Source organism: Pseudomonas sp. MWU347 (assembly GCF_017947305.1).
GTDB classification, from domain to species: Bacteria; Pseudomonadota; Gammaproteobacteria; order Pseudomonadales; family Pseudomonadaceae; genus Aquipseudomonas; species Aquipseudomonas putida_A.
Window position 1 is genome coordinate 47,075 of the sequence record NZ_JAFGZB010000006.1, and the last position, 23,015, is coordinate 70,089.

At 60.9% G+C, this 23,015-nt stretch carries 25 protein-coding genes; 23 read left to right on the forward strand and 2 right to left on the reverse strand.

Translation table 11 applies throughout. The annotated features are described in order from the left end of the window. From fabG to KCG87_RS14530, 23 genes are all read left to right on the forward strand, one after another. Positions 1–741: a 3-oxoacyl-ACP reductase FabG gene (gene fabG / locus KCG87_RS14420; protein ID WP_027612356.1), complete on the forward strand. Its 741-nt coding sequence runs from the start codon at positions 1–3 to the stop codon at positions 739–741. A gap of 196 nt (positions 742–937) precedes the next feature. After that, positions 938–1,174, forward strand: coding sequence for an acyl carrier protein (acpP, locus tag KCG87_RS14425; protein WP_003175607.1), 237 nt, complete (start codon positions 938–940; stop codon positions 1,172–1,174). Between the two features lie 108 nt (positions 1,175–1,282). Then, complete coding sequence (gene fabF, locus KCG87_RS14430; RefSeq protein ID WP_003227039.1) at positions 1,283–2,527, forward strand: beta-ketoacyl-ACP synthase II; 1,245 nt, start codon at positions 1,283–1,285, stop codon at positions 2,525–2,527. Continuing rightward, entirely contained in the window at positions 2,527–3,342 is an 816-nt protein-coding gene (gene pabC / locus KCG87_RS14435) for an aminodeoxychorismate lyase (RefSeq protein WP_134787073.1), read from the forward strand. Before fabF ends, pabC begins: the two co-directional genes overlap by 1 nt. Positions 3,343–3,345: 3 nt before the next feature. Continuing rightward, a complete protein-coding gene (mltG, locus tag KCG87_RS14440) occupies positions 3,346–4,542 on the forward strand; it encodes an endolytic transglycosylase MltG (protein WP_210558180.1) in 1,197 nt (398 codons plus the stop codon). 19 nt (positions 4,543–4,561) lie between these two features. Then, positions 4,562–5,194 carry a dTMP kinase gene (gene tmk, locus KCG87_RS14445; protein ID WP_098965019.1) on the forward strand — a complete coding sequence of 211 codons (633 nt, stop codon included), beginning with the start codon at positions 4,562–4,564 and terminating at the stop codon, positions 5,192–5,194. Continuing rightward, the gene (locus tag KCG87_RS14450) at positions 5,187–6,170 is read left to right on the forward strand and encodes a DNA polymerase III subunit delta' (RefSeq protein WP_098965017.1); all 984 of its coding nucleotides are present in this window, start codon (positions 5,187–5,189) and stop codon (positions 6,168–6,170) included. Before tmk ends, KCG87_RS14450 begins: the two co-directional genes overlap by 8 nt. Positions 6,171–6,212: 42 nt before the next feature. After that, complete coding sequence (locus KCG87_RS14455; protein ID WP_027612362.1) at positions 6,213–6,569, forward strand: PilZ domain-containing protein; 357 nt, start codon at positions 6,213–6,215, stop codon at positions 6,567–6,569. 15 nt (positions 6,570–6,584) lie between these two features. Further along, the gene (locus tag KCG87_RS14460) at positions 6,585–7,376 is read left to right on the forward strand and encodes a TatD family hydrolase (RefSeq protein ID WP_103369216.1); all 792 of its coding nucleotides are present in this window, start codon (positions 6,585–6,587) and stop codon (positions 7,374–7,376) included. A 352-nt stretch (positions 7,377–7,728) separates the two neighbouring features. Then, a complete protein-coding gene (locus KCG87_RS14465; RefSeq protein WP_007950805.1) occupies positions 7,729–8,367 on the forward strand; it encodes a TetR/AcrR family transcriptional regulator in 639 nt (212 codons plus the stop codon). A gap of 137 nt (positions 8,368–8,504) precedes the next feature. Further along, the gene (locus KCG87_RS14470) at positions 8,505–9,473 is read left to right on the forward strand and encodes a radical SAM protein (protein WP_098965014.1); all 969 of its coding nucleotides are present in this window, start codon (positions 8,505–8,507) and stop codon (positions 9,471–9,473) included. 170 nt (positions 9,474–9,643) lie between these two features. Continuing rightward, positions 9,644–10,249, forward strand: coding sequence for a DUF4823 domain-containing protein (locus KCG87_RS14475; RefSeq protein ID WP_007967613.1), 606 nt, complete (start codon positions 9,644–9,646; stop codon positions 10,247–10,249). Between the two features lie 15 nt (positions 10,250–10,264). Next, a complete protein-coding gene (locus tag KCG87_RS14480; protein ID WP_097088448.1) occupies positions 10,265–10,825 on the forward strand; it encodes a DUF1285 domain-containing protein in 561 nt (186 codons plus the stop codon). A 192-nt stretch (positions 10,826–11,017) separates the two neighbouring features. Further along, the gene (locus KCG87_RS14485) at positions 11,018–11,734 is read left to right on the forward strand and encodes a FadR/GntR family transcriptional regulator (RefSeq protein ID WP_047598787.1); all 717 of its coding nucleotides are present in this window, start codon (positions 11,018–11,020) and stop codon (positions 11,732–11,734) included. Between the two features lie 135 nt (positions 11,735–11,869). After that, entirely contained in the window at positions 11,870–12,745 is an 876-nt protein-coding gene (locus KCG87_RS14490; protein WP_210558182.1) for an SMP-30/gluconolactonase/LRE family protein, read from the forward strand. Positions 12,746–13,015: 270 nt separating this feature from the next. Then, positions 13,016–13,834 (forward strand): SDR family oxidoreductase, encoded by an 819-nt coding sequence (locus KCG87_RS14495; RefSeq protein WP_210558183.1) that lies wholly within the window; start codon positions 13,016–13,018, stop codon positions 13,832–13,834. A gap of 278 nt (positions 13,835–14,112) precedes the next feature. Then, positions 14,113–15,117 (forward strand): substrate-binding domain-containing protein, encoded by a 1,005-nt coding sequence (locus KCG87_RS14500; protein WP_047295641.1) that lies wholly within the window; start codon positions 14,113–14,115, stop codon positions 15,115–15,117. 33 nt (positions 15,118–15,150) lie between these two features. Next, a complete protein-coding gene (gene araG / locus KCG87_RS14505) occupies positions 15,151–16,695 on the forward strand; it encodes an L-arabinose ABC transporter ATP-binding protein AraG (protein ID WP_134787069.1) in 1,545 nt (514 codons plus the stop codon). 12 nt (positions 16,696–16,707) lie between these two features. Then, positions 16,708–17,676 carry an L-arabinose ABC transporter permease AraH gene (gene araH / locus KCG87_RS14510; RefSeq protein WP_027612371.1) on the forward strand — a complete coding sequence of 323 codons (969 nt, stop codon included), beginning with the start codon at positions 16,708–16,710 and terminating at the stop codon, positions 17,674–17,676. A gap of 187 nt (positions 17,677–17,863) precedes the next feature. Further along, entirely contained in the window at positions 17,864–18,577 is a 714-nt protein-coding gene (locus KCG87_RS14515; RefSeq protein ID WP_134787068.1) for a GntR family transcriptional regulator, read from the forward strand. Next, positions 18,574–19,572: an ADP-ribosylglycohydrolase family protein gene (locus KCG87_RS14520; protein ID WP_210558185.1), complete on the forward strand. Its 999-nt coding sequence runs from the start codon at positions 18,574–18,576 to the stop codon at positions 19,570–19,572. Before KCG87_RS14515 ends, KCG87_RS14520 begins: the two co-directional genes overlap by 4 nt. Before the next feature lie 215 nt (positions 19,573–19,787). After that, positions 19,788–21,254, forward strand: a complete 1,467-nt coding sequence (locus KCG87_RS14525) for a cytosine permease (protein WP_098965008.1) — start codon at positions 19,788–19,790, stop codon at positions 21,252–21,254. Continuing rightward, positions 21,247–22,176 (forward strand): PfkB family carbohydrate kinase, encoded by a 930-nt coding sequence (locus tag KCG87_RS14530; RefSeq protein ID WP_098965007.1) that lies wholly within the window; start codon positions 21,247–21,249, stop codon positions 22,174–22,176. The genes KCG87_RS14525 and KCG87_RS14530 overlap by 8 nt, the downstream gene beginning before the upstream one ends. Positions 22,177–22,292: 116 nt before the next feature. Here KCG87_RS14530 and KCG87_RS14535 read toward each other — a convergent pair whose 3' ends face one another. Next, complete coding sequence (locus KCG87_RS14535) at positions 22,293–22,673, reverse strand: Rho termination factor N-terminal domain-containing protein (RefSeq protein WP_134787064.1); 381 nt, start codon at positions 22,671–22,673, stop codon at positions 22,293–22,295. A gap of 63 nt (positions 22,674–22,736) precedes the next feature. Further along, positions 22,737–22,994: a hypothetical protein gene (locus KCG87_RS14540; protein ID WP_096794892.1), complete on the reverse strand. Its 258-nt coding sequence runs from the start codon at positions 22,992–22,994 to the stop codon at positions 22,737–22,739. Between the last annotated feature and the right edge of the window lie 21 nt (positions 22,995–23,015).

Consider the following 23,015-nt stretch of genomic DNA (forward strand, 5'->3'; position numbering starts at 1 on the left):
ATGAGTCTGCAAGGTAAAGTTGCACTGGTCACCGGTGCAAGCCGCGGTATCGGCCAGGCTATCGCACTGGAACTGGGTCGTCAGGGCGCCATCGTCGTTGGCACCGCGACCTCCGCCAAGGGTGCCGAGGCGATCGCTGCCACGCTCAAGGAGCACGGCATTCAAGGTACCGGCCTGGAACTGAACGTCACCAGCGACGAATCCGTTGCCGCCGTGATCGCGAGCATTCAGGAGCAGTTCGGCGCGCCGGCGATTCTGGTCAATAATGCCGGCATCACCCGCGATAACCTGATGATGCGCATGAAAGACGATGAATGGTACGACGTGATCGATACCAACCTGAACAGTCTGTATCGCCTGTCCAAGGGCGTTTTGCGTGGCATGACCAAGGCGCGCTGGGGCCGAATTATCAGTATTGGCTCGGTGGTGGGTGCCATGGGCAACGCAGGCCAAGTAAACTATGCAGCCGCCAAGGCCGGTCTGGAAGGTTTCAGCCGTGCGATGGCGCGTGAAGTCGGTTCGCGTTCGATTACGGTCAACTCGGTAACCCCTGGGTTCATCGACACCGATATGACCCGCGAACTGCCGGAAGCACAGCGTGAAGCCTTGCAGACGCAGATTCCGCTGGGCCGTCTGGGACAAGCTCAAGAGATCGCCTCGGTGGTCGCTTTTCTTGCATCCGACGGTGCGGCATACGTCACTGGGGCTACAATCCCGGTGAACGGTGGGATGTACATGTAAGTAAAATGTGACGGATTGCTTCAAAAAAATGTCATACGAGCTGTCTAAAATCCGTTATAAAGCTGCAATCTATTTATAGGCAGAGGGCCGCAGGGTTTGAGGAGTGAAGCTTTCAGTTGAAAAGCTGAAAAGCCTTTCTATACACTTACCCACTGGCCAGCTGCCTGAATTTGTCCATTAGGAGTGAAAACAAGGTATGAGCACCATCGAAGAGCGCGTCAAGAAAATCGTTGCCGAGCAACTGGGCGTTAAAGAAGAAGAAGTGGTCAACACTGCTTCCTTCGTTGAAGACCTGGGTGCCGACTCCCTTGACACCGTTGAGCTGGTGATGGCTCTGGAAGAGGAATTCGAGACCGAAATCCCTGACGAAGAAGCTGAGAAGATCACTACTGTACAAGCTGCAATCGACTACGTTACTAGCCACCAGGCGTAATAGTTTGTAATCGTTGTCTGCTGTCATGGAAAAACCGCACTGCCATCATGGCGTGCGGTTTTTTCTTTAGGCCTGATGCAAAGTCGTCATTTGAAAAAGGAGAGTGCTGTGTCGCGTAGACGCGTCGTAGTCACCGGTATGGGTATGTTGTCGCCACTGGGCACGGATGTGCCGAGCAGTTGGCAGGGCATTCTGGCTGGCCGCAGTGGCATTGGTCTGATCGAACACACCGACCTTTCTGCCTATTCCACCCGTTTTGGCGGCTCGGTAAAGGGCTTCAATGTCGAGGAATACCTGTCGGTCAAGGAAGCACGCAAGCTCGACCTGTTCATTCAGTACGGTCTGGCCGCGGGTTTTCAGGCTGTTCGCAACGCCGGTCTGGAAGTCACCGACGCCAACCGTGAGCGCATTGGCGTGGCCATGGGCTCGGGCATCGGCGGTCTGACCAACATCGAAGAAACCAGCCGTACCCTGCATGAGACGGGCCCGCGTCGAATTTCGCCATTCTTCGTGCCAGGCTCGATCATCAATATGATTTCCGGTTTTCTGTCCATCCACCTGGGTGCACAGGGGCCGAACTACGCCATTTCCACTGCCTGTACCACCGGTACGCACTGCATTGGCATGGCGGCGCGCAACATCATGTACGACGAAGCCGACGTAATGATCGCCGGCGGTGCCGAGATGGCCGCGTGCGGTCTGGGCATGGGCGGCTTCGGCGCGTCCCGTGCGCTGTCGACCCGCAACGACGAGCCGACTCGCGCCAGTCGTCCATGGGACAAGGGCCGTGATGGCTTCGTGCTGTCTGACGGTGCCGGTGCGCTGGTACTCGAAGAACTTGAGCACGCCAAGGCCCGTGGCGCCACGATCTACGCCGAGCTGATCGGCTTCGGCACCAGTGGCGATGCGTTCCACATGACGTCGCCACCCGCTGATGGCGCTGGTGCAGCGCGCTGCATCACCAATGCGCTGCGCGATGCGAAGATCAACATCGACCAGGTGCAGTACATCAACGCCCACGGTACTTCGACCCCGGCCGGCGACCTTGCCGAAGCCAACGCGATCAAGACCGTGTTCGGTGATCACGCCTACAACCTGGCGGTCAGCTCCACCAAGTCGATGACCGGTCACCTGTTGGGTGCGGCGGGCGCGGTCGAGGCGATCTTCAGCGTACTGGCGATCAACAGTCAGGTAGCACCGCCGACCATCAACCTCGACGAGCCGGATGAAGGCTGCGATCTCGATTTCGTGCCGCACACTGCGCGCAACATGGACATCGACGTCGTACTGTCCAACTCGTTCGGGTTTGGCGGCACCAACGGCACGTTGGCATTCCGCCGGTTCGCCGGTTGATGGACAGCTGGGTCGACGGTCAACCGGCTGACGCTCTGTCGCTGAAAGATCGCGGCCTGGCTTACGGTGATGGTCTGTTCGAGACCATTGCCGTGCACGGCGGCCAGCCGGTATTGCTGGATCGTCACCTGACGCGTTTGGCCGAGGGCTGCTCGCGTCTGGCCATCGCCGCGGATATCGAGCGGGTTCGCAGCGAGCTACTGGCTTATGCCGCGGCAATGGGCGAGGGCGTGCTCAAGCTCATTCTCACCCGTGGTGACGGCTTGCGTGGCTACGCACCCGATCCTGCGGCACAGGGTCGACGCATTCTGCAAGGCAATCCGCCTGCTGCTTATCCTGCCGTGCATGGCGAGCAGGGCGTGCGCCTGTTTCCCTGCGTCACGCGGTTATCCAACCAGCCGTTGCTGGCCGGTCTCAAGCATCTGAATCGTCTGGAGCAAGTGCTCGCCCGTGCCGAATGGCGCGACAGCGAACACGCCGAAGGCTTGATGCTCGATCAGGCCGGGCGCGTCATCGAAGGCGTGTTCAGCAACCTGTTTCTGGTGCGCGACGGCGTACTGATCACCCCGGATCTGAAGCGCTGTGGCGTGGCCGGTGTGATGCGTGCTGAAATATTGTTTCAGGCCGAGTCATTGGCCATCCCCATCCAAATCACCGACATCAGCCTCGAACAGCTGCAATGGGCTGATGAAGTCTTTATCTGCAACAGCGTGTATGGCGTCTGGCCGGTACGGGCCTACGCTGCACTGAGCTGGCCGGTTGGCCCGCTCACCCGTAAACTGCAAACCATTGCCCGTGCGCTACTGGATGCCTGATTCGTGAGACGTAAACTCTTGCTGCTGCTGGAAACCGGACTGGTTCTGGCAGGGCTGCTGATGGGCGCCAGCGCCTGGAAAATTCATTCGGCGCTGGAACAGCCCCTGAACATCACGCAGGAAGAACTGCTGGATGTGCCGAAAGGCTCGACGCCGACCCGTACCTTTCTTCAACTTGAAACCGATGGGGTCATCAAGGACGCCTTCTGGTTGCGCATCTACTGGCGCTTCAATCTGGCCGGCACACCGATCCATACCGGCGAATACCGCATGCAGCCGGGCATGACTGTCAACGGTCTGATCGACCTGTGGAAGCGGGGCGAAGTGGTGCAGTACAGCCTGACACTGGTCGAGGGCTGGAATTTCCACCAAGTCCGTGCCGCGCTGGCAAAAGACGAAAAGATCGAGCAGACCCTCAAGGGCTTGAGCGACAGCGAAGTGATGGAGAAAATCGGCCATCGCGGGCTGTTCCCGGAAGGGCGATTCTTCCCGGATACCTACCGCTTTGTGCGCGGTGTTTCCGATGTCGAATTGCTGAAGAAAGCCTTCGACCGCCTCGACGAGGTGTTGGCCAAGGAGTGGGAGAACCGCTCTGCTGATGCGCCGTACAGCGAGCCATATCAGGCGCTGATCATGGCCTCGCTGGTAGAGAAGGAAACCGGTGTGCCGCAGGAGCGTGGGCAGATTGCCGGCGTGTTCGTGCGTCGCATGGCGCTGGGCATGCAGTTGCAGACCGACCCGACCGTGATCTACGGCCTGGGCGATCGCTACACCGGCAAGTTGACCCGTGCTCATCTCAAGGAGCCGACGCCCTACAACACCTATGTGATTCCCGGATTGCCGCCGACGCCGATTGCCATGGTCGGTCGCGAGGCGATTCATGCCGCGCTCAATCCGGTGGAAGGTAACAGTCTGTATTTTGTCGCCCGTGGCGATGGTAGCCATGTGTTCTCCGATGATCTGGATGCGCACAACAGCGCGGTGCGCGAGTTCCAGCTCAAGCGCCGCGCCGATTACCGCTCCAGCCCGGCCCCGGCAAATACGCCGACCGCTCCGGCTACTGCGACCGAGGAGGCGACTCCTGCGGCATCTCCTGATACCGCGCCTGAAGCGCTGCCACAGGTTCCCGCTCAGGAACCCGCGCCGACGCCGGCTCCTGCTGCCGAACCCGCGACGACCGCACCGCAGAACGCGCAATGACTTTGATTAAGGACTGCCTGTGACTGGCTTGTTTATTACCCTGGAAGGCCCGGAAGGCGCCGGCAAGAGCACCAACCGCGAATACCTCGCCGAGCGTCTGCGCGCCGAAGGTATCGAAGTGGTACTGACCCGCGAGCCCGGCGGTACGCCACTGGCCGAGCGCATTCGCGATGTGCTGCTGGCCCCGGCCGATGAAGTCATGAACCCCGATACCGAGCTGTTGCTGGTGTTCGCCGCGCGCGCCCAGCATCTGGCCGAAGTGATCCGTCCGGCGCTGGCTCGCGGCGCGGTGGTGCTGTGCGATCGTTTCACCGACTCGACTTACGCCTATCAGGGCGGAGGTCGTGGTTTGTCGCTGGAACGCATTGCTGCGCTGGAGACGTTCGTTCAGGGCGACCTGCGTCCGGATCTGACGCTGATTTTCGATCTGCCGGTGGAAATCGGTCTGGCCCGCGCCAGTGCCCGGGGCCGTCTGGACCGATTTGAACTGGAAGGCCGGGCGTTTTTCGAAGCGGTACGCAATGCGTTTCTGCAACGCGCCGAGGCTGATCCGGCGCGCTATGTGCGCATCGATGCCGGTCAGTCATTGGTCAAGGTTCAGCAAGCGCTGGATACCCTGATTCCGAACTTGCTGGAGCTGATTCGTGGCTGAGGCCTATCCATGGCAGGACAGCCTCTGGCAGCAACTGGCCGGACGTAGTCAGCACGCCCACGCGTACTTGCTGCACGGCCCGGCCGGGATCGGCAAGCGCGCGTTGGCCGAGCGCCTGATGGCCAGCCTGCTCTGTCAGCGTCCTACGCCGGAAGCGTGCGGCGAGTGCAAGTCCTGCCTGCTGCTCAAGGCCGGCAGCCATCCGGACAATTACATCCTTGAGCCGGAAGAAGCCGACAAGGCGATCAAGGTCGATCAGGTCCGTGATCTGGTCAGTTTCGTGGTGCAGACTGCACAACTGGGCGGGCGCAAGGTGGTGCTGATCGAGCCGGTGGAGTCGATGAACATCAACGCCGCCAACGCCTTGCTCAAGAGCCTCGAAGAGCCGTCCGGCGATACCGTGTTGTTGCTGGTCAGCCACCAGCCTAGTCGTTTGCTGCCGACAATCAAGAGCCGCTGTGTACAGCAGGCATGTCCGCTGCCGGGCGAGGCCATGAGCCTGCAGTGGCTGGCGCAAGCGCTGCCGGAGTGTTCCGAAGAGGAACGCGTCGAATTGCTGACGCTAGCGGCTGGTTCGCCGTTGGCGGCAGTCAGCCTGCAATCCCAGGGCGTGCGTGAACAGCGGGCACAGGTGGTCGAAGGGGTGAAGAAGCTGCTCAAGCAGCAGCAATCGCCGACGCAACTGGCCGAAGAGTGGAAAAGCATTCCGATGCTGCGCCTGTTCGACTGGTTCTGCGACTGGTCGAGCCTGATCCTGCGCTACCAACTGACCCAGGATGAAGCCGGTCTCGGTCTGACCGATATGCGCAAAGTCGTGCAGTACCTGGCGCAAAAAAGCGCCCAAGGCAAAGTCCTCGATATACAGGACTGGATTCTCGCCCAGCGGCAGAAAGTCCTGAGCAAAGCCAACCTCAACCCGGCACTGCTGCTGGAAGCGTTGTTGGTGCAATGGGCGGGATTGCCTGGTCAAAGATAAGAATGTGTACCTAGACTCTGAACATCAGCAGTGGAGGTCAACATGAATGAAGCCATCAGCCCCGGGCCGCGCAACGGCATCCTGTCCCTGACCATCAAGGACAAATCGGTGCTTTACGCCGCCTACATGCCGTTCATCAAGAACGGTGGCCTGTTCATCCCGACCAACAAGAGCTACAAGTTGGGCGACGAGGTGTTCATGCTGCTGAACTTGATGGACGAGGCGGAGAAGATTCCGGTGGCCGGCAAGGTCGCCTGGATCACCCCCAAAGGCGCTCAGGGTAACCGCGCAGCCGGCGTCGGCGTGCAATTCAATGAAGGCGACAACACCGCCCGCAGTCGCATCGAAACCCATCTGGCCGGAGCACTGAAATCCGACCGTCCCACTCATACGATGTAAGTAGCCGTCTTTTTTATGCTCGTAGATTCCCATTGTCACCTTGATCGCCTCGACCTCGCCGCCCACGACGGCTCGCTGGATGCTGCACTCGATGCGGCTCGCCAACGCGGGGTAGGGCACTTCCTGTGTATCGGCGTGAGTGCCGATAACGCCGCCGACGTCAAAGCCCTCGCCGAGCGCTACGACGACGTCGATTGCTCGGTTGGTGTGCACCCATTGGATGTGCAACCGGGCGCGGCGCCGGCGCTGGACTGGCTGCTGCACGAGCTCAATCACCCGAAAGTGGTGGCGATCGGTGAAACCGGTCTGGATTATCACTACGAACCGGAAGCCGCCGAGCTGCAGCAGGCATCCTTCCGCCTGCACCTGCAAGCCGCACAGCAGACCGGTAAACCGGTGATCATCCACACCCGTGGCGCCCGCGCCGATACCCTCGAGCTGCTGCGTGAAGCGGCATTGCCCCAGGCCGGTGTGCTGCATTGCTTCACCGAAGACTGGGACATGGCCAAAGCCGCGCTGGACATGGGCTACTACATTTCCCTGTCGGGCATCGTCACCTTCCGCAATGCCGATGCCCTGCGTGATGTGGCGAGCAAAGTGCCGGCCGATCGCCTGCTGGTGGAGACCGACTCGCCGTATCTGGCGCCGATCCCTTATCGCGGCAAGCCGAACCTGCCGCAGTACGTGCGTGAGGTGGCTGAGTTTCTGGCGATGCTGCGTGGGGAGAGCTACGAGCGGTTTGCCGAGCAGACCACCGAGAACTTCAAGCGCCTGTTTCCGCTGGCCTCTGTCAAATCTGCCATGTAGGTCATCGCCAAATCGCAGGCAAAAAAAACCCGGGTTCTGGGGGGTGAATCCGGGTTAAGACCATTAGGAGTAAAACAAAGGCACGCGGTCCCTTGGTACCTTTACCGGCACGGCACTTGGGGGAGATGCCGCCCGACAGTTCAAGTATTGATCAGTCTGGCGTTCAGTCCAGTTAGCCGGTCGGGGTTTTTAAACAAATTTGGAATACGTGCGCTTCAGTTGAGTTCTCATTGCACCCCTGGCGTTCGCAAAATGAACAAGAAACGCAGATATGGTCGGATGATCCGTGCATTTTTGTGCAAGTTAGGCATAATACGCGGCTTCGAATTTTGACCCCTACAGACCTTTTCTTATGCACAAAGAACCTCGTAAGGTCCGTGAGTTTCGTCGCCGCGAGCAAGAAATTCTCGATACCGCGCTCAAGCTGTTCCTCGAACAAGGTGAAGACAGCGTCACCGTCGAGATGATTGCTGATGCCGTGGGTATCGGCAAAGGCACGATCTACAAGCATTTCAAATCCAAGGCCGAGATCTATCTGCGGCTGATGCTCGATTACGAGCGTGATTTGAACGAGCTGCTGCATTCGGCCGATGTCGACAAGGACAAGGAAGCGCTGTCCCGTGCCTACTTCGAATTCCGCATGCGCGACCCGCAGCGCTACCGCCTGTTCGACCGTCTCGAAGAGAAGGTGGTAAAAGGCAATCAGGTGCCGGAAATGGTCGAGGAGCTGCACAAGATCCGTGCCTCGAACTTCGAACGCCTGACCCTGCTCATCAAGGGCCGGATCAGCGAAGGCAAGCTCGAAGACGTGCCGCCGTATTTCCACTACTGCGCGTCCTGGGCGCTGGTGCACGGCGCGGTGGCGCTGTATCACTCGCCGTTCTGGAGCAATGTGCTGGAAGATCAGGAAGGTTTCTTCCAGTTCCTGATGGACATCGGCGTGCGCATGGGCAACAAGCGCAAGCGCGACCCGGAAACACCGAGCAGCTGAATCATTCAGCGGCCTTATTGCGCCATGATTTCGCTACATGACGCAGTACCGCAGGAATATACTCAGGCATAGGGCTTGCTAAAACTTGATTTGTGAGTCAAGTTTTAGCGGCTCGAAATTCTATCGCCGGAGTGATCATGATCGTTGACCGTCAAGGCAGGCGTTTTCGCAATTTGCGCATCAGCCTGACTTCAGCCTGCAATTACGCCTGTACCTACTGCGTGCCCAACGGCAAGCGGTTGGTGGCTGCGCAGGATGAACTGTCGGCCGAGGCCATGGCCCGCGGCGTGGCTTATCTGATCGAAGCCGCCGGCATCGAGCGCTTGCGCATCACCGGTGGCGAACCGCTGGTCAGCCCCAAACTCGAGTCTTTCATGAGCGCCGTCGGCAAGATGGGCCTGGAAGACATCAGCCTGACCACCAACGGTCAACTCCTGGCGAAAAAACTTCCGCTACTGGTGGATGCCGGCCTGCGCCGGATCAACGTTTCTCTCGATACCCTGGATGCCGGCGCGTTCCGCAGCATTGCCCGTGGCGGCGATCTGGCGACCGTGCTCGATGGCATGGACCAGGCGAAAGCGGCGGGACTGAAGATCAAGGTCAACATGGTGCCGTTGCGTGGGCAGAACCTGGATCAGGTGATGCCGCTGCTCGATTACTGCCTGGAACGGGGCTATGAATTGCGTTTCATCGAGTTGATGCGCATGGGCCACCTCGCCACCGACTCCAACGCCTTCCTGCAACAGTTCGTCAGCCTGCAGCAACTGCTGAGCCTGATCGGCGAGCGCTACGAGTACGCCCAGGCCGATGCGCCGGTGGATGCCACGGCCGTGCGCTATGCGATCCCGGGCCGCGGCCATTTCGGCGTGATCGCCAACGAAAGCGTGCCGTTCTGCCGAACCTGTTCGCGCTTGCGTCTGTCGTCGACCGGTTGGCTGCATGGCTGCCTGTCGTCGAGCAACCGCCACTATGTCGGTGATCTGCTCGACAAGCCGCGCCATCAGGCGTTGCCGGCGTTGCAGCGTCTGTTGGTCAAGGCGTTGGGCGACAAGCAGGAAGTGGCGTTCTCCGGTGGTGCTACGGTCATGAAGATTATCGGCGGCTGAACAACCGCTTTCGCGAGCAAGCTCGCTCCCACATTTCGAATGCATTCTCCTGTGGGAGCGAGCTTGCTCGCGAATACGATCTTACAATCAACGAATTTCCTGAGCTGGCGCAAAAGCTGCATCCAACGGCCATTCGCCGGTTTTCCGTCACCGGCTTCTGGAGGATGAGGATGCGTAGCCTGGTTTTGCTGCTGGCCGTTTTGGCGCTTGGCGGCTGTATGACTGTCAGCGATATGGCCGAAGGCACTCGCTATCAGATGAGCGACGCGGGGCTGCTGGATCACAGCGACAGCCGTCGGGTGAACAATTTCCGCATTCAGCCGGATTCGTTCATCTACATCGCTCAGGGCGCATTTGCACCGCCGGGTGGCTCCTATCCGCGCCCGAACGTGGTGGCCGAAGAAGCGTTCAAGGGTTTTGTCGAATACTTCCCGATGGTCCGCCGCGCCCGTGCCCCTGAAGGCCTCGATCAGGCGATGGGCGAAGCCCGCGATGCTGGCGCGCACTACCTGCTGTACACCCGCTTCGCCAAGGCTGACGACCGCATCGGCAACTCTGACGAATGGCTCGATCAGGAAGCCGTGGATCGCCTCGGCATCGACGGTGGGGTGATTCAGATCATGTTGATCGAGACCAGCACCCAGTATTTGATTGATACTGCACGGATCAAGAGTCGTGGCGGTTTACTGACGTTCCACGATAACAAGCCGGAAGACCTGATCGGCCCGCCGCTGGCGCAATACGCGCGCAGCCTGCTGGGAGTCGGCGACCAATAAACCAAGGAGTACGACATGAGTGGACCGCAAAAAGCCAATGACCTGTTGGGGCAGATCCCAAAAACCAAAGGCCTGCCGCCGGTGCACTTGTGGAACCCGGACTTCTGCGGCGACATCGACATGCGCATCGCCCGCGACGGCACCTGGTATTACTTGGGCACGCCGATCGGGCGCAAGCCGATGGTCAAGCTGTTCTCCACCATCATCCGCCGCGACGGCGATGATTATTTCCTGATTACCCCGGTCGAGAAGGTCGGGATCAAGGTCGACGATGCGCCGTTCGTGGCGATTGCCGTGGAAGCCGAAGGCGAGGGCGAAGCGCAGGTCTTGCGTTTCACTACCAACGTTGAAGAGACCGCCGAGGCTGGGCCGGAACATCCGATCCGCGTCGAGATCGACCCGGTGACTCAGGAACCCGCGCCTTACGTGCACGTGCGCACTAACCTTGAAGCGCTGATTCACCGCAATGTGTTTTACCAACTGGTGGAACTGGCGGTCAGTCGCGAAATCGACGGGCAGCGCTGGTTGGGCGTGTGGAGCGGCGGCGAGTTCTTCCGGATCGGCCTCGAACCCTGACAATGAATCAAATGTGGGAGGGGGCTTGCTCCCGAAGGCGGTGTGACAGTCACCCTATGTATTGACTGCTGCACTGCCTTCGGGAGCAAGCCCCCTCCCACATTGATTGATGGACAACCTGAAAATCTGATTTGACACCCAATCATATGATCATTAGCGTGGACACCCATCGCCAACTGCTTTGAGGTCTCCATGTCCAGCAGCTTTCATGCGTCAACGGTCGATTGGCTGGGCAGCTGGATTGCCGCTGGCCAGGTCAAACCGGGGCAGGCGATCAAGGTCGAGGCGGATCTGGGCGAGCAGTTAGGTGTCAGCCGCACGGTGATTCGCGAAGCGATCAAGACCCTGGTCGCCAAAGGCATGCTCGAAGTCGGGCCTAAGGTTGGCACTCGCGTGTTACCGGTACGGCGCTGGAACCTGTTCGATCCGCAAGTGGTTGGCTGGCTGTCGCGCAACGGCCTGCCGGAAAACTTTGTTGATGACCTGCTCGACCTGCGCCGCACCATCGAACCGATGGCCGTGCGCTGGGCCTGCGAGCGCGCCAGCCTGGAGCAGATTCACGCGGTGCAACTGGCCTACAACGCGCTGGAACGGGCGGTCGACAGCGGCATTGATTACAACCGTGCCGACCAGGCCTTCCACGAATGCATTCTGGCCGCCAGCCACAACCAGTTCATCGAGCAAATGGTCCCGGCCCTCGGCGCCTTGCTCGCCGTGTCGTTTGAAGTCTCCGCTGCCGACCCCGATGAACTACGGCGCACATTGCCGATCCACAAAGACATGGCCGATGCCATTGCTGCCCGTGACTCAGCGCGCGGGGTCTGGGCCTGCATGACCTTGATCGACAACGCCGACCTGGCGATCAAACGCTTTTACCCGCAGGTGATGGCCGACAAAAAAGCCAGCTGACAAAGCCTGAATTCCCGTGTGGGAGCGGGCTTGCTCGCGAAGGCGCCGAATCAGATACGCCGCCATCGACTGACACTCCGCTTTCGCGAGCAAGCCCGCTCCCACATTTAGAACACCGAGACACAAGGAGTTGCCATGAGCTGGACCGCCGTAACTCAACACCGCGCCAGGCTCGGTGAAGGGCCATTCTGGGACGCCCCGACCCAGGCGCTGTACTGGGTCGATATCGCCGGCAAGCAGGCGCTGCGGCTGATCGGCAACAATGTGCAGATCTGGCAGATGCCCGAGCACGTTTCCGCGTTCATCCCCTGTGCCAGCGGCGATGCGCTGGTGACCCTGAGCAGCGGCGTCTATCGTCTGGATCTCGATTCCCCGGGCCTCGAACCACGCCTGACTTTGTTCTGCATCGCCGACCCGCAACCCGGCAATCGGCCCAACGAAGCACGCTGCGACGCCCAAGGCCGACTGTGGCTCGGCACCATGCAGAACAACATCGGTGACAACGGCGAAGACCTGCCGATCGAGCGTCGTTCCGGTGGCTTATTCCGCATTGACCCCGACCAGCGTGTCACGCCATTGCTGCTCGGTCTCGGCATTCCCAACACGCTGCTGTGGAGCGACGACGGCACCACGCTGCTGTTCGGCGACAGCCTCGACGGGGCGCTCAATCGCTATTTCATTCACACCGACGGCAATCTGGATAACGCCGAGATCTGGTATGGCCCTGACCAGAATGGTGGCCCGGACGGATCGGCAGTCGACGCCGAGGGCTATGTCTGGAACGCCCGTTGGGACGGCAGCTGCCTGCTGCGCCTTACGCCGGACGGCAAGGTCGACCGCAAAATCGATCTGCCTGTCAGCCGGCCAACCAGTTGCGTATTCGGCGGCGAAGACCTGAAAACCCTGTACATCACCAGCGCCCAGAGTCCGCGCAACCATCCACTGGATGGCGCAGTCCTGTCGATGAGGGTCGATGTGCCGGGCAAACTCTGCACGCGGTTTGCAGGCTGAATCCCAAAATATGGGATGCAAAATTATATATTGAGATTATTTGGCAGTCGGGTTTATAGTCGGCTCCAGCAGTAACACGCACTCACACTTAAAAAGAACAAAACAGGTGAAGTGATGCAGCGAACCTCTATCGCACTCCTCAGCGGAGTCAGCGTCTCGCAACGGCCCGGCGTCGCTCGCCGCGCCTGCCTGTTTCGTTTTCACAGTCTTCCAGACCGGACATCGACAGATGCCCGGTTTTTTTGTGCTGACGAACAGGAGTCCTGATCCATGGCTGAACCTCTTTCCTTGCCGCCGGTGCCCGCGCCGCCGAAGGGTGAGCGTTTGAAAAACAAAGTGGTGCTGCTGACCGGTGCCGCTCAAGGCATCGGCGAAGCCATCGTTGCCGCGTTCGCCTCGCAGCAGGCCAGACTGGTGATCAGCGATATTCAGGCAGAGAAGGTCGAGAAGGTTGCCGCTCAGTGGCGCGACAAGGGCTACGACGTGCAGGCGATCAAGGCTGACGTCTCGCGCCAGCAAGACCTGCATGCCATGGCCAGACGGGCCATCGAGCTGCACGGGCGCATCGACGTGCTGGTCAACTGCGCCGGAGTCAACGTGTTCCGCGACCCGCTGCAAATGACCGAAGAAGACTGGCGTCGTTGCTTCGCCATCGATCTGGACGGCGCCTGGTACGGTTGCAAAGCCGTGCTGCTGCAGATGATCGAGCAGGGTGTCGGCAGCATCATCAACATCGCCTCGACCCATTCCAGCCACATCATTCCCGGCTGCTTCCCGTATCCGGTGGCCAAGCACGGCCTGCTTGGGCTGACCCGGGCGCTGGGTATCGAGTACGCGGCGAAGGGCGTTCGGGTCAACGCCATCGCCCCGGGGTACATCGAGACGCAACTCAACGTCGATTACTGGAACGGTTTCGCCGATCCGCACGCCGAGCGTCAGCGAGCATTCGATCTGCACCCGCCGAAACGCATCGGCCAGCCGCTCGAAGTGGCGATGACCGCCGTGTTTCTGGCCAGTGATGAAGCGCCGTTCATCAACGCCTCTTGCATCACCATCGATGGTGGGCGCTCGGTGATGTACCACGACTGAGTGGATCGTGTTTCAGGCGGTGAACTCCGCGTGAAATCCAATCATCATACGATATGACTATTTTCAACAGGCTTTGCAGCAGTACGTGTCACGCCACCACACCTGTGGCGAGGGAGCTTGCTCCCGCTCGGCTGCGCAGCAGTCGTAAATTCGGGCTGCGCGGTGTGTTTGATTGACCGAGGTAACCGGTTTTAGGGCCGCTTCGCAGCCCAGCGGGAGCAAGCTCCCTCGCCACAAGCTGTTTAATTTGCTCAAAAAAAATAACAAGGAGTCAGCTTATGAAACGTCGTTTCGGAATTCGTACCCTGTGCAGTGCCGCGCTGGCGGTCACCGCGTTCAGTCTGAGCAGTACGCTGCTGGCTGCCGATGCCGTGAAAATCGGTTTCCTGGTCAAGCAGGCTGAAGAGCCGTGGTTCCAGACCGAGTGGGCTTTTGCTGAAAAAGCCGCCAAGGATAAAGGCTTCGAACTGATCAAGATCGCCGTGCCAGACGGCGAGAAAACCCTCTCGGCCATCGACAGCCTCGCGGCCAACGGTGCCAAAGGCTTCGTGATCTGCCCGCCGGACGTCTCGCTCGGCCCGGCGATCATGGCCAAAGCCAAACTCAATGACCTCAAAGTGATTGCCGTGGACGATCGTTTCGTCGACGCCAGCGGCAAGTTCATGGAGGACGTGCCGTACCTCGGCATGGCCGCGTTCGAAGTTGGCCAGAAGCAGGGCAACGCGATGGTCGCCGAAGCGAAGAAGCGCAACTGGGACTGGAAAGACACCTACGCGGTGGTCAACACCTACAACGAACTCGACACCGGCAAGAAGCGCACCGACGGTTCGATGAAGGCGCTCGAAGACGCCGGCCTGCCGAAAGACCACATCCTGACCGCCGCACTGAAAACCCTCGACGTGCCAGGCAGCATGGACGCCACCAACTCGGCGCTGGTCAAGCTGCCCAGCGCGGCGAAGAACCTGATCATCGGCGGCATGAACGACAACACCGTACTCGGCGGCGTGCGCGCCACCGAAGCCGCCGGGTTCGCTGCGGCCAATGTGATTGGCATCGGCATCAACGGCACCGACGCCATCGGCGAGCTGAAAAAGCCCAACAGCGGTTTCTTCGGCTCGATGCTGCCTAGCCCGCACATCGAAGGCTACAAGACTGCCGAGATGATGTACGAGTGGGTCACCACCGGCAAAGAACCGCCGAAGTACACAGCGATGGACGACGTCACCCTGATCACCCGTGAGAACTTCAAGCAAGAGCTGGAAAAAATCGGCCTGTGGAATTGATGGCTGCTCGATCGGTGTGAAGAGGTGACTCAGATGCACGCGCAAGTACAGACACATGCAAGCAGCGCCGGCGGCAGCCTGCGCTTCAACGGGATCGGCAAGACCTTCCCCGGGGTCAAGGCGCTGGACGCCATCAGCTTCGTCGCCCATCCAGGGCAGGTGCACGCCTTGATGGGCGAGAACGGCGCTGGCAAATCGACCCTGCTGAAAATCCTCGGTGGCGCCTACATTCCGAGCAGCGGCGAGTTGCAGATCGGCGAGCAGACCATGGCGTTCAAGTCGACCGCCGACAGCATCGGCAGCGGCGTCGCGGTGATTCACCAGGAGCTGCATCTGGTGCCGGAAATGAGCGTGGCCGAGAACCTGTTTCTCGGTCATCTGCCGGCCAGTTTCGGCCTGATCAATCGTGGCGTCCTGCGCCAGAATGCCTTGGCCTGCCTCAAGGGCCTGGCCGATGAAATCGATCCGCAGACCAAGGTCGGGCGCCTGTCGCTCGGCCAGCGGCAACTGGTGGAAATCGCCAAGGCGCTGTCCCGTGGCGCGCATGTGATTGCCTTCGATGAGCCGACCAGCAGCCTCTCGGCGCGCGAAATCGACCGTTTGATGGCGATCATCAGCCGCCTGCGCGATGAGGGCAAAGTGGTGCTCTACGTCTCGCATCGCATGGAAGAAGTGTTCCGCATTTGCGATGCGGTGACGGTGTTCAAGGACGGCCGTTACGTGCGCACCTTCGATGACATGAGCCAGTTGACCCACGATCAACTGGTGACCTGCATGGTCGGCCGCGACATCCAGGACATCTACGATTACCGCAGTCGTCCACGCGGCGCGGTGGCATTGAAGGTCGACGGTCTGCTTGGCCCTGGGCTGCGTGAGCCGGTGAGTTTCGAGGCGCACAAGGGCGAGATTCTCGGGCTGTTCGGCCTGGTCGGGGCCGGGCGCACCGAGCTGTTCCGCTTGCTCAGCGGGCTTGAACGCAACACCGCCGGACGCCTCGAACTGCGCGGGCATGAATTGAAGTTGCGCTCGCCGCGCGACGCGATTGCCGCCGGGATCCTGCTGTGCCCCGAGGACCGGAAAAAAGAGGGGATCATCCCGCTGGCCAGCGTTGCCGAGAACATCAACATCAGCGCGCGCGGCGCCAATGCCAGCCTCGGCTGCCTGCTGCGCGGGCTGTGGGAGAAGGGCAACGCCGACAAGCAGATCAAGGCGCTGAAAGTCAAAACCCCGCACGCCGGTCAGCAGATCAAATTCCTGTCCGGCGGCAATCAGCAGAAGGCCATTCTCGGCCGCTGGCTGTCGATGCCGATGAAGGTGCTGCTGCTCGACGAGCCGACTCGCGGCATCGACATCGGCGCCAAGGCCGAGATCTACCAGATCATCCATAACCTGGCCGCCGACGGTATTTCGGTGATCGTGGTGTCCAGCGACCTCATGGAGGTGATGGGCATTTCCGACCGCATTCTGGTGCTCTGCGAAGGCGCGCTGCGCGGCGAAGTCAGCCGCGACCAGGCCAATGAATCCAACCTGCTGCAACTGGCTTTGCCGCGCCATCGCGCTGACGGCGTGGCGAACTGAGAGGTGACTATGATGACCATCCAAAACAAGGCGCTGCCGACTCCCCGCAAACCGCTGGACCTGCGGCGCTTCCTCGACGACTGGGTCATGCTGCTGGCGGCGATCGGTATCTTCGTCGCCTGCACGCTGCTGATCGATAACTTCCTCTCGCCGCTGAACATGCGCGGGCTGGGTCTGGCGATTTCCACCACCGGCATTGCCGCGTGCACCATGCTGTATTGCCTGGCGTCAGGTCACTTCGACTTGTCGGTGGGTTCGGTGATCGCCTGCGCGGGGGTCGTTGCGGCGGTGGTGATGCGCGACACCAACAGCGTGTTCCTCGGCGTCAGCGCAGCGCTGGTGATGGGCCTGATTGTCGGGCTGATCAACGGCATCGTGATCGCCAAGTTGCGGGTCAACGCGTTGATCACCACGCTGGCGACCATGCAGATCGTTCGCGGCCTGGCCTACATTTTTGCCAACGGCAAAGCGGTGGGCGTGTCGCAGGAATCGTTCTTCGTGTTCGGCAACGGTCAGTTGTTCGGCGTGCCGGTGCCGATCCTGATCACCATCGTCTGCTTCCTGTTCTTCGGCTGGCTGCTGAACTACACCACCTACGGGCGCAACACCATGGCCATCGGTGGCAACCAGGAGGCGGCATTGCTCGCCGGGGTCAACGTTGACCGGACCAAGATCATCATTTTCGCCGTGCACGGCGTGATTGGTGCGCTGGCCGGGGTGATTCTCGCTTCGCGCATGACCTCCGGGCAGCCGATGATTGGCCAGGGTTTCGAGCTGACGGTGATTTCGGCATGCGTGCTCGGCGGCGTGTCGCTGAGCGGCGGGATCGGCATGATCCGCCACGTGATTGCCGGGGTGCTGATTCTGGCGATCATCGAGAATGCGATGAACCTGAAGAACATTGATACGTTTTATCAGTATGTGATTCGTGGTTCGATTCTGTTGCTGGCCGTCGTCATCGATCGCCTGAAACAACGGTAATCTTCAATCCCCCTGTGGGAGCGGGCTTGCTCGCGAATGCGGTGTGTCAGTCAATATTTTCGGCGTCTGACACAGCGCTTTCGCGAGCAAGCCCGCTCCCACAGGGGACCGCGCCGAGCCAGACCTTCCGTCATATCCCCTAAAAATTCCTTGCCCGCCCGCACCCGTTTCGGTTATCACTTTGTACATGATTAGACAGGTACGATTTGATAAGAAACAACGGGTGGTCGACGAACTCGTCCGGCGCATCGAAAGCGGCCTCATGGAGGACGGCTTTCTGTTGCCCGGCGAGCATCAGTTGGCTCAGGAATTCAATGTCAGCCGTGGCACGTTGCGCGAAGCGCTGGCCGAACTGAAGCGGCGCAATTACATCGCTACGCAGAGCGGAGTCGGCTCGATCGTCACCTTCGACGGTGTAGTGCTCGATCAGCGCAGCGGCTGGGCGCAGGCGTTGGCCGACAGCGGGGCGCTGATCAACACCGAAGTGCTGCGCCTGGAAGCGGTGACGCGGCCTGATCTGCTTTCGCGCTTCGGCACCGACCAATTCATCACCCTCGATCGCCGTCGTCGTTCCAACGACGGCACGCTGGTGTCCCTTGAACGTTCTTTGATGCCGGCCACCGGCGGCCTGGAAAGCCTGCCGCGCGTCGGTCTGATCGACAACTCGCTGACCATCACCCTGGCCGCTTACGGCTACATCGGCGAGCGCGGTGATCAGTGGATCGGCGCCGAACCACTCAATGCCGAAGACGCCGAACTGCTCGGGCGCCCGGTCGGCACCGTGTTCCTCAAGGCCCTGCGTACCACATACGACCGGCAGAACCGTTTCATGGAGCAGGTCGAAAGCCTGCTCGACCCGGTGCATTTCCGCCTGCACCTGCAATTTGGAGAATCGAAATGACCGCGCTCAACCGTGCCCTCGGTGCGTTTTATGGCCTGGCCCTCGGTGATGCGCTGGGCATGCCGACGCAATCGTTGAACCGCGAAACGATCAAGACCCGCTTCGGCCACATCACCGATCTGCAGGATGCCGGTCCTCTGCAACCGATCGCCGCCAACATGCCCAAGGGCTCGATCACCGACGACACCGAACAGGCGATTCTGGTCGGCGAGTTGCTGGTCGAAGGCAAGGGTCAGATCGAGCCGGCAGTCCTCGCCCAACGGCTGATCGAATGGGAAGCCGAGATGCAGGCCAAGGGGTCGCAGGACCTGCTCGGCCCGTCGACCAAACGCGCCATTGAAATGATCCTTGCCGGCCACTCGCCGGAGGAGGCCGGGCGTTACGGCACTACCAATGGCGCGGCGATGCGCATCACTCCGGTGGGCATTGCGGCAGACGTCGCCGATCCCGAGCGTTTCATTACGGCCGTGGTGCAGGCCTGTCAGGTCACCCACAACACCACGCTGGGGATTTCCAGTGCGGCGGCGGTGGCGGCGGTGGTCTCGGCCGGGATCAACGGCATGGATCTGGGCGAGGCATTGAACCTTGGCCAGCAGATTGCGCAACAGGCCGAGGCACATGGGCACTGGGTGGCCGGCGGGCGCATCGCTTCGCGCATCAGTTGGGCGCGAACCATCAGCGTCGACAGTGACAAGGCGCTACTGGCGGATCTGCTGTACGACGTGATCGGCACTTCGGTGGCCTCGCAGGAATCGGTGGTGGTGTCGTTCGCCCTGGCGCAGCAAGTGGCCGTTGGCGAGATGAGCGCATTCGATGCGTTGTGCATGGCCGCCAGCCTTGGCGGTGACACTGACACCATCGCGGCGATTCTCGGCGCCATGCTCGGGGCCTGCCTGGGTCTTGAGAGTTGGCCGGCGCCGATGATTGCCACGGTCAAAGCGGTCAATCATCTGGAGCTTGAACCGTTGGTGCAGGGGCTGTTGACCCTGCGTTGACTGAGCTGACGCCTTCGCGAGCAAGCCCGCTCCCACAGGGGATTTGAGCCGTTCACAAATCTCCTGTGGGAGCGGGCTTGCTCGCGAATGGCGCGCTGCGGATTACGGATTTTTACCCCGCAATGGATCGCACAGACAGGCCGAGGATGGCCGGGATGTCTTGTCGTTTTGAGTCATTGCCACAACCACAATAAAGGCAAACAGGAGCACTGTTCATGAGTTCAACAAACGCCGGGCCAAGCGCCGGGCAACTGGAAACCCGCGGCATTGAGCCGGTGCCGGAAGCTGAGTGCAACGGTCATCCGCTGCAACTGTTCTGGGTCTGGTTCGCCGCCAACATTTCCATTCTCGGCCTACCATTGGGCGCCACGCTGGTGGCGTTTCGCGGGCTGGCGATCTGGCAGGCGATCATCGTTGCCATCGTCGGCGCCGCCGGTTCGTTCGCCGTGGTCGGGATCATCTCGATTGCCGGCCGCCGTGGCCGCGCGCCGAGTCTGACCCTGTCGCGGGCGATCTTCGGCGTGCGTGGCAATATCGGCCCGACGCTGGTCTCGCTGATGTCGCGTCTGGGCTGGGAAACGGTCAACACCACTACCGCGGCGTTCGTGCTGCTATCGCTGTGTTCGATCCTGTTCGGCTCGCCGGTTGAAGCGAAAAGTGCGCCCGTGTTGACGCTGATCTTCATCGCGATTTTCGTGCTGCTGACCCTGTCGGTTTCCGGCCTCGGTCACGCCACCTTGCTGGTGATCCAGAAGTGGGCGACCTACGTGTTCGGCGCGCTGAACATTCTGGTCGGCGGCTTCCTCTGCGCGACCATCGACTGGAGCGCGGTGTTCAACGCCACGCCAGCGCCGCTGAGCGCGATGATCATCGGCATCGGCACCATGGCCGCCGGCACCGGGATCGGCTGGGCTAACGCGGGTGCGGACATGTCGCGCTATCAGCACCGCAGCGTCAAGGCTGTACGGCTGGTCGCCTCGGCGGCGTTCGGTGCGGGGATTCCGCTGGTGCTGCTGATCACCCTCGGCGGCCTGCTGTCGGTGGGCAACAACGATCTGGCATCGGCGACTGACCCGATCGTGGCCATCCGCGACATGCTGCCGACCTGGATGGCCGTGCCGTACCTGATCACCGCGTTCGGTGGCTTGCTGCTGTCGAACAACCTGTCGGTGTACTCCGCCGGTCTGACCACGCTGACCCTCGGTCTGAAGGTCAAACGCGTCTACGCGGTGGTGGTCGACATCGTGGCGATCTTCGCCGGCTCGATCTACTTCATGCTGATTGCCGACAGCTTCTACGGCCCGTTTATCACCTTCATTTCGCTGCTGGCGGTGCCGATCACCGCGTGGGTGGGGATCTTCGTCGTCGACCTGATTCACCGTCACTACTACAGCCCCAAAGACCTGCTCGATGTCAGCCCGAGCAGCGCCTATTGGTATCGCGGCGGCATCGAGTGGCGCGCGTTCGGCGCGTGGGCGATTGCCATCGTGCTCGGCTTCAGTTTCACCACCATCGGCACCACGGCCGAGAACGTCTGGTTCAAGGGCTTTTTGTCCGACTCGTGGCTGGGCCACAACGGCCTCGGCTGGATCGTGACCTTCGTGGTGGCCGGTGGCATTTACCTGGTTCTCGGCGGGGCGAAAGATCGTCGCGCCGCGCAAGTCGAGAATGCTCATGCCTAAGATGTTGCACACCGGCCAGGTCATTATCGACTTGGTCATGGCCGTGGATCAGTTGCCGCAAGTCGGCGGCGATGTGCTGGCGCAGTCTGCCGCTTTCGAGGCTGGCGGCGGCTTCAACGTGATGGCCGCAGCCGTACGCAATGGTTTGCCGGTGGTTTATCTCGGTCGCCATGGCTCCGGACGTTTTGGTGACTTGGCGCGTCAGGCGATGAAGGATGAAGGCATTCACATCGGCATCCAGATGCCTGCACAACGCGATACCGGGATATGCGTGGCGCTGACCGATGCGTCGGCCGAGCGCAGTTTCATTTCCTACATCGGCGCTGAAGGTGAGGTGACCGGAGAGGACTTGAACAGCGTGGCGGCCGAGGCGGGCGACTACGTTTATGTAAGCGGTTACAGCCTGCTGCACGCAGGCAAGGCGCAGGCGCTGCTGGACTGGACGCTGGCGCTGCCGGAGGTGATCAACGTGGTGTTCGATCCGGGGCCGTTGGTGGAGTCGCCGGACTCGCCGTTGATGCGGGCGCTGCTGCCGCGCATTGATGTGTGGACCAGCAACAGCGTCGAGGCGTTGCGCTTTACCGAGGCTGCAGACATTGCTCAAGCGCTGGATCGGCTGGCGGATCATCTGCCCAAGGATGTGCTGATGGTGGTGCGCGATGGACCACAGGGTTGCTGGATTCAGCAGCGTGGCGAGCGTCGGCATGTGCCGGGGTTTGCGGTAAAAGCCGTGGACAGCAACGGGGCGGGTGATGCCCATGCCGGGGTGTTCGTCGCCGGGTTGGCGCAGGGTTTGCCCGCCCATGAGGCGGCGCGGCGGGCGAATGCGGCAGCGGCTTTGGCAGTGACACGATGGGGGCCGGCGACTGCGCCGGGCGCGGCTGAAGTGGATGGGTTTATCCGCGAGTCCTGCGGCGACTGATCAACCGCCTTCGCGAGCAAGCCCGCTCCCACAGGGGGGATTTGCGTCTTTCACAACTCCAATGTGGGAGCGGGCTTGCTCGCGAAGAGGCCATACGGCTCAGCACAAAATATGGATCAGCCGGCCTTGCGCAACGCCGCAATCAACTCATCCTTGCGCATCGAAGAACGCCCGGCAATGTTCTTCGCCCGCGCCTCTTTGCGCAGACTGTCGAGAGTCTGCGTCTCGCGCGAGGCCTTGCTGTCGCGCGCATGTCCCCCGCGACTGGCCACCGCTCGCCGCGATGATTCTTTGCGGTCTTCGGACTTGGCACTCGCCGGTTTCTTGCGTCCGGAACCGCCAGCCTTTTCGCCGCCGCCCGACTGTTTGTTGACCGTCGCCCAGGCACGCGCCTCGGCTGCATCCTTCGACAAGCCTTTTTTCTCATAGCTGTCTTCGATGTGTTCGGCCTTGCGCTTCTGTTCGGCGGTGTATTTGTCTTTGCTTCCACGAGGCATGGGATTTCTCCTCTTGTGTGCAGATTCGGCCGCTCGCCGCACCGGCAGCGAGCGGCCTGAGGTCTACTGCAGATCCAGCTTGCGCGCCGCTTCGACGCCAGCCGCACTGAGCTTGATCGGCAGATTCAACGAGTGTTCGCCGGCCTCGTTGCAGGTCACATGACCGTGGTGGATCAGTCCGCGATCCTGCAGAGAGGCGAGGGCGCTGGCCACCACTTTCTCGCCGCGATAATTGTCCAGCACCTCTTTGCCCAGTCCGCTCGGATGGGCATGCAGCAGGCGGGTGAGGACTTCTTTTTCCAGGTTTTTATCGACGTTCATGGTTACCTCTTCATGGATGTG